We start from the raw sequence: 1,388 nt of genomic DNA on the forward strand, positions 1-1,388 counted from the left end.
AAATCTAAAAACCTTGTTGGATAAGACTTTTAGACTTTTTTGACCTCAAAAAGTGCCAGCCATTGGAGGGATCGGGGCGAAAATTCCTGGACTTTTTCCCTGAAAATTAGGTAATTGACCGTCTGAAAATGGGTAAAACCCCACACCCTGCCCCCACGAAAAACTTTTTGCCGCAAACCCTACTTAAATGCGTCTTAGCTTACAATCGATACAAAATATCAACGACTAGGATTAAATGGCTACTCATATTGTTACTGGTGTCGCGGGTTTTATCGGTTCTAACTTGGCAGAAAAGCTTTTAGAACAAGGAGATCAGGTGATCGGGATCGATCAATTTAACGATTATTACGACCCCAGTTTAAAGCGCAAAAATGCCCATATTCTAGCCAAATATCCCGAATTTAAGTTAATCGAAGCGGATATACAAGCCCTCGACTGGCGACAACTGTTGCAAGGAGTAGAAGTATTATTCCATCAGGCAGCCCAAGCAGGAGTCAGAGCAAGCTGGGGTGATGGATTTCGTCAATATACCGAAAGGAATATAAATGCTACTCAAATTATTCTTGAGGCCGCTAAGGAAACCCCGTCTTTACAACGGATGGTTTTTGCTTCCACTTCCTCGGTGTATGGCAATGCGGAAACGATGCCGACTCCCGAAACCCTTTGTCCCCAACCAGTTTCACCCTACGGCATCACCAAATTAGCGGCAGAAAGACTCTGTTGGCTATATCACCAGAATTTTAACGTTCCCGTCACTGCCTTACGTTATTTCACCGTTTATGGACCGCGGCAACGTCCCGATATGGCTTTCCATAAGTTTTTTCAATCAGCGATCGCAGATAAAGCCATCGGCATCTACGGGGATGGCAAACAAACCCGCGATTTTACCTTTATTAGCGATGCTGTAGCCGCTAATTTAGCCGCTGCCGTCGTACCGGAAGCGGTGGGGGAGGTGTTTAATATTGGTGGTGGTAGTCGCGTGGTTTTGTTGGATGTCTTGGATACTATGGAAAAAGTCATTGGTAAACCGATCGAGCGATCGCATCAAGGATTGGCCCGGGGAGATGCCCGTCACACCGCCGCCGATGTCACCAAAGCCCGTACTATTCTAGGTTATAATCCCCAAGTTTCTTTAGCCGAAGGATTAGCCCAAGAATGGCAGTGGATTCAGGAATTATATTGTTAACGGGGGCAATATCCTTAATAATCAAAAAATCTCCCTTTTACAGGGAGATTTTGGGCAATATCTAGGGTTTGCTGAATAATGGTAAAACCCTTTTAAAATAAAGCTTTTGACCTGTTAAAGTCCGATGTTCATGCTGCGAAAATAGGATTGGGACGTTCAAAAACCTTGCATTATCCTTCTTGTAGTACATCGCTTGGTACAA

1 protein-coding gene is annotated in these 1,388 nt (G+C 44.3%); it reads left to right on the plus strand.

What is annotated here, in order from left to right; genetic code table 11:
- Nucleotides 1-235 precede the first annotated feature (235 nt).
- The gene (locus O9290_RS27790) at nucleotides 236-1,186 is read left to right on the plus strand and encodes an NAD-dependent epimerase/dehydratase family protein (protein WP_002761306.1); all 951 of its coding nucleotides are present in this window, start codon (nucleotides 236-238) and stop codon (nucleotides 1,184-1,186) included.
- The last annotated feature ends 202 nt before the right edge of the window (nucleotides 1,187-1,388 follow it).

The organism is Microcystis sp. LE19-41.2A (assembly GCF_027530405.1).
Lineage (GTDB): Bacteria > Cyanobacteriota > Cyanobacteriia > Cyanobacteriales > Microcystaceae > Microcystis > Microcystis aeruginosa.